This window comes from Cetobacterium sp., from assembly GCF_048470075.1.
Classification (GTDB): Bacteria; Fusobacteriota; Fusobacteriia; order Fusobacteriales; family Fusobacteriaceae; genus Cetobacterium_A.
This window is the reverse complement of record NZ_DBGBQB010000005.1, coordinates 1-5,786: the sequence shown is the minus strand read 5'-3', so window position 1 is coordinate 5,786 and position 5,786 is coordinate 1. Positions and strand designations below refer to the sequence as shown.

Below are 5,786 nucleotides of genomic sequence, written 5' to 3'. Positions count from 1 at the left end.
ACTCTCCTCAATTGTATGTGTATCTACTGGAGGAAGCTCCAATGTTTTTAAATGCTACTAGATTACTGAGAAGAACAATTGATTTAACAAGAGTTATATTCATAATTTCAATTTTTCAATTTTTTATACAGAGAAAAAAAGTTCGAAAAAAAATCTCATTTAGCTGGATTGCAATAGGTATAACTTACTTTATTTTGGAGTTTTTTAGAGAGTTATTTCCAAAAGAGAGAAATTTATACTATTTTATAGAGTTAATGGAGATATCTTATATCTATTGGTGTCTTGTTTTTTATATTTTTAAAATATACACAGAAAATGTGATGAGAGCTATAAGGTACTCCATTGGAGCTACACTGAGTTATATATCCCTTTTTTATTTTAAAACATTGACAGAACCTGCAATGATTATAAGTACGATAGTTATTTTGGACTTTTATACAAATATTATCGAGAATATAATGAGGTATAAAAATGAAGCTGTGGATAGAATCTATAATCGATTGTGTTTAGTTAGAGATATAAAAACATTTGAAAAAATTCTAGAAAAAGAGATAAAAAAGAATGTGAGTTTAGTGGGAGTTAAAGCTAAGATACTCTTTGATCCAGAGGAATATAAGGAGTTTATAGATTTTAATGATGACAACTCCGTAGTGATACCAAAGGAGTTTTTAAAAATAGAGGGATATGACTATGCTTATAGAGTTGGTTTCAATGAAAATAAATATATAGCTCTTATATTTATCGAAGAGGGAGATACCTCTTTAACAATAGAGGAACAGAATTTTTTATTGGATCTTTCAGATAAAATTTCGAGCATTGTAAGTAAAATTCGTTTGGATTCTCTATATGAGGAGCTGGTTTAAATGAGACTAGGTATAGATGTAGATAATAATTTGAAAGTAATTTTAACTGAAGTGATTCCATATAGATGCGTGGATTTGAGAAAAGATGTCTCAGGGATAGAGACTATAGATGTGGTTATAATAGATTCAAAAGCCGAGGGACTAAAGGAAAAATTAATTGAATATAAAAAAAGGGACTTAAAAGTTATAGCTCTGGTAGGAGAAAATGACACCAGAGAGATGAGACAACTATTTTTAAGTGATTTAGTGGATGATTGTATAGTGAGAAAAGATATATTTGAGCTAGAGGAGTGTATACAGCAGTTAGAAAAAAAAGATACTAAAATAACAGCTTTCTACCTATTTGATAGTTTTAAAAGGGGAATATATAATTTTTCTGAAATAAACTATATAACATATTCAAGTATTTCAAGGAGAACTGAGTTTCATCTAATAGATTCAGAGATTTTTGATATTAAGAAAAATTTTTCAGAGGTGGAGGAAAAAATAATACATACAAATATCTTTTATAAGTTGGATAGAGGAACAATTGTTAACTTAGATTTAATTGAAGTATTGGATTTTAAAGAGGAGATAATTGTTTTTAAAAATAAGGAGTTTATATATACAAGTAAAACTAAATTAAAAGAACTTGAAGATAGATGTAATCTAATGAGAAATAAGATAGTTCTAGGAATGTAGAAAAAAACCTCTATTTTATTAGAGGTTTTTTTAGTTATTGTGCCAGTTAATTATTGTGTCATTGATTCTTTTTGTAGTTTCAAAAGTATTTTCAGCTCCAACTAACTCAGAAACAAGGCAGATTGATTTTGCACCTTTAGCTAAAACTTGATGGATATTACTCTCTTTAATACCACCAATAGCAACATAGGGTAAATCTATATTCCTATCTACAAAATCTAGATACTCCAAAGTGACAGGAGCACACACGTCCTCCTTAGTCTCTGTATGGAAAATAGGACCTACTCCAATGTAATCAGCTCCATCAACTATTGCTTGATGAGCTTCTTCTGGATTATGAGTGGAGATACCAATAATTTTATCATCACCTAAAATTTTTCTAACATCTTTTAGAGGAAGGTCATCTTGACCTATATGAATACCATCAGCCTCTGCCAAGAGAGCGATATCCAGATAGTCATTTACAATAAAAAGTGCATTGTATTTCAATGTTAATTCTCTTAGAGCCTTTGCTTGTTTTAAAAGAAGTTTTAAATCTCTATTTTTTTCTCTATACTGTATAATTTTAGCCCCTCCTTTTAATAGCTCCTCACAGTATTGTAAAAAGCTCTTATTTTTTCCAGATTTTGCATCTGTTATGGCATAAACTCCCACAGGTAGCTTAAAGTTTTTCATGGGGAAAACCTCCTATTATATCTAAAATTTTATTAGCCATAATACAGGCTATAAACATAACTTTTGTTGAGTATGTATGATAGGTTGAGATATCAGTACAGAAATCGCCAACAATGTTTAATCTATTAAATGTTACAGTTTTAACAATTTCTAAATCTCTTCCACCAATTCCATTTGCAGAGACAATATATCTATCTGAATAGTTTTCAATTAAAAGTATTTTAAACTCGCTCTTATCAAAAGCCTCAACAATAATGTGGCAATCTTTAAAAAAGTCCAGTACATTTTCGCTATTAATTTTTTCTATAAAAAAATCAATATTTACATCTTTATCGATGGACTTTAAGTTTTCCATCAAGGTTGGAGCTTTATGAGCCCCAACCTGTTTTTCAAAATAAAATTGCCTATTTAAATTGGACTTTTCAATTATATCAAAGTCAACTAAGGTAAAGTTTTTAATACCAGCTCTAACGAGATTCATAGCAACATTGGATCCAATTCCTCCACAACCTGCAATACCTATTTTAATCATATTGCACCTTCCCAGTCTTTAAAAATTGGTTGATATCCATTTGTTTTTAACATGGATACAATCTCTTGAACCGATCTATGGTCATCAGTTTCAAACTGTGGTTCAGAGTTATTTGAAAGGGAATAGCCCCCAACCTCTGTAACAGAACCAGCTGAATACTTAGTAACTCCCAGAGGTAACAGATTATCTCTAAAGTTTTTACTCTCTCTAGTGGATATGTTTATCCCAGCCATAGGAAAAGCCAAACGATAAGCTAAAAGAAATTGTACAAAATCCTTGTCACTAACAATATTTTCAGGCTTTATATTTCTATAGGCCTCTTTTATTCTAGGAAGAGATATGGAAAATTGTGACCTTAAAAAATTATTTATTAAATATTTTAAGTGAATACCTGCTAAAAAAGCCTCTTCAACAGGGGAGCCTAAACCGAATAAAGTACCTATATTAATAGCTCTTAAATTTGCTAAAGCAGCTCTTTTAGGAGTTTCTAATCTATAGTTATAATCAGTTTTATTTCCCTTTAAATGATATTTTGAATAAGTCTTTTTATGATAGCACTCCTGATAGACAGTGACCCCATCTAGACCAGCTTCATATAGAATCTCATACTCATTTTGAGAAAGAGGTTGAACCTCAATTATAACAGTAGAAAAATATTTTTTTAAGATTTTAATAGAGGTTTTTAAATACTCAATAGAGTTTATACAACTTTCTCCAGTTAGTAGGATAATACTGTGTATTCCAAGCGTTTTAGATATATATATGGCTTCTTTTTCAATCTCTTCAAAAGTTAGGTGACGTCTTTTGATGGGATTAGAATGCTTAAAACCACAGTAAGTACACTCATTATCACAGATATTTGAGATATATAAAGGTGCATAAATATGGATCTCTTTACCAAAATATTGCTCAGTTATAGCATTGGCCTTTAATGCCATACTCTCCAATAGAGTGGAAGCCTTGGGAGAGAGTAAAGCTAAAAATTCAAAGTCATCAAGAATTTTATCACCACTTTTTTCAATGATATTTTTTATATCAGAGAGATTTAAGTTTTCAAAAAAACTATTGTAGTTAAAAGATTCATACTGTTTTAAAATATTTTCCATATTGCTCACTAATCCCTTAAAAAACCAGTAAGAGGAGATGAAGCAACACCGCTATTACTAATTTTCCCACACTTAGCTAAATATGCCTCACGTCCAGCTTGAACAGCTTTGTTAAAGGCTATGGCCATCTTAACGGGGTCTCCACTGGTAGCGATTGCTGTATCAACTAAAACAGCACTACATCCCATCTCCATGGCTTCACAAGCATGAGATGGTTTTCCAATTCCAGCATCAACAATAATAGGTAGAGTACAATTCTCTACAAGAATTTCAATCATAGGCTTTGTTAAAAGCCCTTTATTTGACCCGATTGGAGCTCCAAGTGGCATGATAGCAGCAGCCCCAGCGAGTTCTAGTTTTTTAGCAACTATCAGATCAGGATTTATATATGGCATGACGATAAATCCCTCTTTAGCCAAAACTTCAGTAGCTTTTATAGTCTCCTCATTATCAGGCATTAAATATTTCATATCACTTATAATTTCAATTTTTATAAAGTTTCCACACCCTGCTGCTTTTGCAATTCTAGCAATTTTAATGGCTTCCTCAGCAGTTCTAGCACCGCTGGTATTAGGAAGGAGCCTAATATTTTTAGGTATATACTCCAAAATATTTTCACTTTTACCAGTTAAATCAACTCTTCTTAAAGCTACAGTGATCATCTCACTTCCACAACTAGTAAGCATCTCGTTTATAAGTGAATAGCTTGAAAACTTTCCACTTCCAGTGATAAGACGACTACTGAACTCCACTCCACCAATAAATAATTTATCCATAACTCTTAACCTCCACACACAAAATTTAAGACTTCAATTGAGCAATCCTCTTCAATAGGGGTATTCAGGTGTTCTTTCTTTAAAATATTATCGTTAAATAAAACAATGACACTGTTGATATCAAGATTTAAAGAGTGAATAAACTCCTCAATTGTAATTTTGGAGTCTATTGATGTTAACTTACCATTAAATTTAAAATTCAACTATATTACCTCCTTTATATTTTAAGGTGGCTATTTTATAAAAAAAAGCTATACCCAAATATAGGCATAGCTTTTTAATCAGTTATATTATAACTAAATAAAATAGCTTCCCTACGTTGGCTTTAACCAAATCAGGTTCAAAGGGTTAACTTTTAAAAGTCTCTCAGCCAAAAAGGCACCCCTAGCAAGAACATTTTACATTAAATTGAAAAAAAATCAAATAAAATTTTCTTTTTTATTAAAAAGTGATATAATATTTCAAGTAAAATTACGAAAGGAAAAGACTATGAAGCGGGAAATGTTAAGATATTTAAAGTTGATGTTGGGATTGCTATTATGTGCGTTGGGAGTTGTGACTATTTTAAACTCCAATTTGGGACTATCACCTTGGGATGTTCTAAATCAAGGATTAAATAAGACCATAGGAATAACTTTAGGAGAGGCAAATCTTTTGGTTGGAGCTTTTGTTGTTTTGTTTAGTATATTTTTAAAGCAACCAATTGGAAGTGGAACTGTTATAAATTTTCTGTTGGTAGGAGTATTTATTGATATGTATATCTATCTTGATATAATACCTAAAGGGGATATTCTTTTAAAAAAGATATTGATATTAATAGTTGGAATATTAATATTCAGTTATGGGTGTTACATGTATATATCAACTGGATTAGGTTGTGGTCCTAGAGATGGATTGATGGTTATTTTAACAAAGAAATCGACACACCCACTGTGGAAAATAAAGACTTGTATAGAGATTGTTGTATTGGGGCTTGGATATATTTTAGGGGGTACTATTGGAATAGGAACTGTTATCTCTTCATTGTGTGTTGGTCCATTAATTCAATATTTTTTTAAGCTAAATAGTCAAGATATAAAAAAATTAGAACATAGAAGTTTAATATCAGAGTTTAAATTTTTAAAGAGAAAAGTATTAAAATAGACAAAAAAGG

The 5,786-nt window shown here is 30.7% G+C and carries 7 protein-coding genes, 1 pseudogene and 1 riboswitch; of the genes and pseudogenes, 3 read left to right on the top strand and 5 right to left on the bottom strand.

The features are described 5' to 3' along the window. Both ACMOUI_RS00160 and ACMOUI_RS00155 read left to right on the top strand, forming a co-directional pair. Nucleotides 1-863 (top strand): annotated as a pseudogene (locus ACMOUI_RS00160) (hypothetical protein); the annotation flags it as partial. Then, on the top strand, nucleotides 864-1,544 hold the full coding sequence (locus ACMOUI_RS00155) for a LytTR family transcriptional regulator DNA-binding domain-containing protein (protein ID WP_418963723.1): 681 nt from the start codon (nucleotides 864-866) through the stop codon (nucleotides 1,542-1,544). It abuts the pseudogene before it with no gap. A 30-nt stretch (nucleotides 1,545-1,574) separates the two neighbouring features. On the opposite strand, the gene thiE is transcribed toward ACMOUI_RS00155, so the two are convergent. From thiE to thiS, 5 genes are read right to left on the bottom strand one after another with little or no spacing between them, the layout of a single operon-like run. After that, nucleotides 1,575-2,219: a thiamine phosphate synthase gene (gene thiE / locus ACMOUI_RS00150; RefSeq protein WP_418963722.1), complete on the bottom strand. Its 645-nt coding sequence runs from the start codon at nucleotides 2,217-2,219 to the stop codon at nucleotides 1,575-1,577. Next, nucleotides 2,206-2,751, bottom strand: coding sequence for a sulfur carrier protein ThiS adenylyltransferase ThiF (gene thiF / locus ACMOUI_RS00145; RefSeq protein WP_418963721.1), 546 nt, complete (start codon nucleotides 2,749-2,751; stop codon nucleotides 2,206-2,208). The genes thiE and thiF overlap by 14 nt, the downstream gene beginning before the upstream one ends. Continuing rightward, nucleotides 2,748-3,857, bottom strand: a complete 1,110-nt coding sequence (gene thiH / locus ACMOUI_RS00140) for a 2-iminoacetate synthase ThiH (protein WP_418963720.1) — start codon at nucleotides 3,855-3,857, stop codon at nucleotides 2,748-2,750. The genes thiF and thiH overlap by 4 nt, the downstream gene beginning before the upstream one ends. Nucleotides 3,858-3,865: 8 nt before the next feature. Further along, on the bottom strand, nucleotides 3,866-4,633 hold the full coding sequence (locus tag ACMOUI_RS00135) for a thiazole synthase (protein WP_418963719.1): 768 nt from the start codon (nucleotides 4,631-4,633) through the stop codon (nucleotides 3,866-3,868). Between the two features lie 5 nt (nucleotides 4,634-4,638). Continuing rightward, nucleotides 4,639-4,836, bottom strand: coding sequence for a sulfur carrier protein ThiS (gene thiS / locus ACMOUI_RS00130; protein ID WP_418963718.1), 198 nt, complete (start codon nucleotides 4,834-4,836; stop codon nucleotides 4,639-4,641). A gap of 91 nt (nucleotides 4,837-4,927) precedes the next feature. After that, nucleotides 4,928-5,029: riboswitch (TPP riboswitch) on the bottom strand. 93 nt (nucleotides 5,030-5,122) lie between these two features. Between thiS and ACMOUI_RS00125 the strand changes: the two genes are divergently transcribed. After that, nucleotides 5,123-5,776 carry a YczE/YyaS/YitT family protein gene (locus tag ACMOUI_RS00125; protein ID WP_418963717.1) on the top strand — a complete coding sequence of 218 codons (654 nt, stop codon included), beginning with the start codon at nucleotides 5,123-5,125 and terminating at the stop codon, nucleotides 5,774-5,776. Nucleotides 5,777-5,786 lie beyond the last annotated feature (10 nt).

Coding starts and splice junctions, on each gene's coding strand:
- thiF (WP_418963721.1), bottom strand. CDS start 2,751: ATGATTAAAATAGGTATTGCAGGTTGTGGAGGAATTGGATCCAATGTT.
- ACMOUI_RS00155 (WP_418963723.1), top strand. CDS start 864: ATGAGACTAGGTATAGATGTAGATAATAATTTGAAAGTAATTTTAACT.
- thiE (WP_418963722.1), bottom strand. CDS start 2,219: ATGAAAAACTTTAAGCTACCTGTGGGAGTTTATGCCATAACAGATGCA.
- thiH (WP_418963720.1), bottom strand. CDS start 3,857: ATGGAAAATATTTTAAAACAGTATGAATCTTTTAACTACAATAGTTTT.
- ACMOUI_RS00125 (WP_418963717.1), top strand. CDS start 5,123: ATGAAGCGGGAAATGTTAAGATATTTAAAGTTGATGTTGGGATTGCTA.
- ACMOUI_RS00135 (WP_418963719.1), bottom strand. CDS start 4,633: ATGGATAAATTATTTATTGGTGGAGTGGAGTTCAGTAGTCGTCTTATC.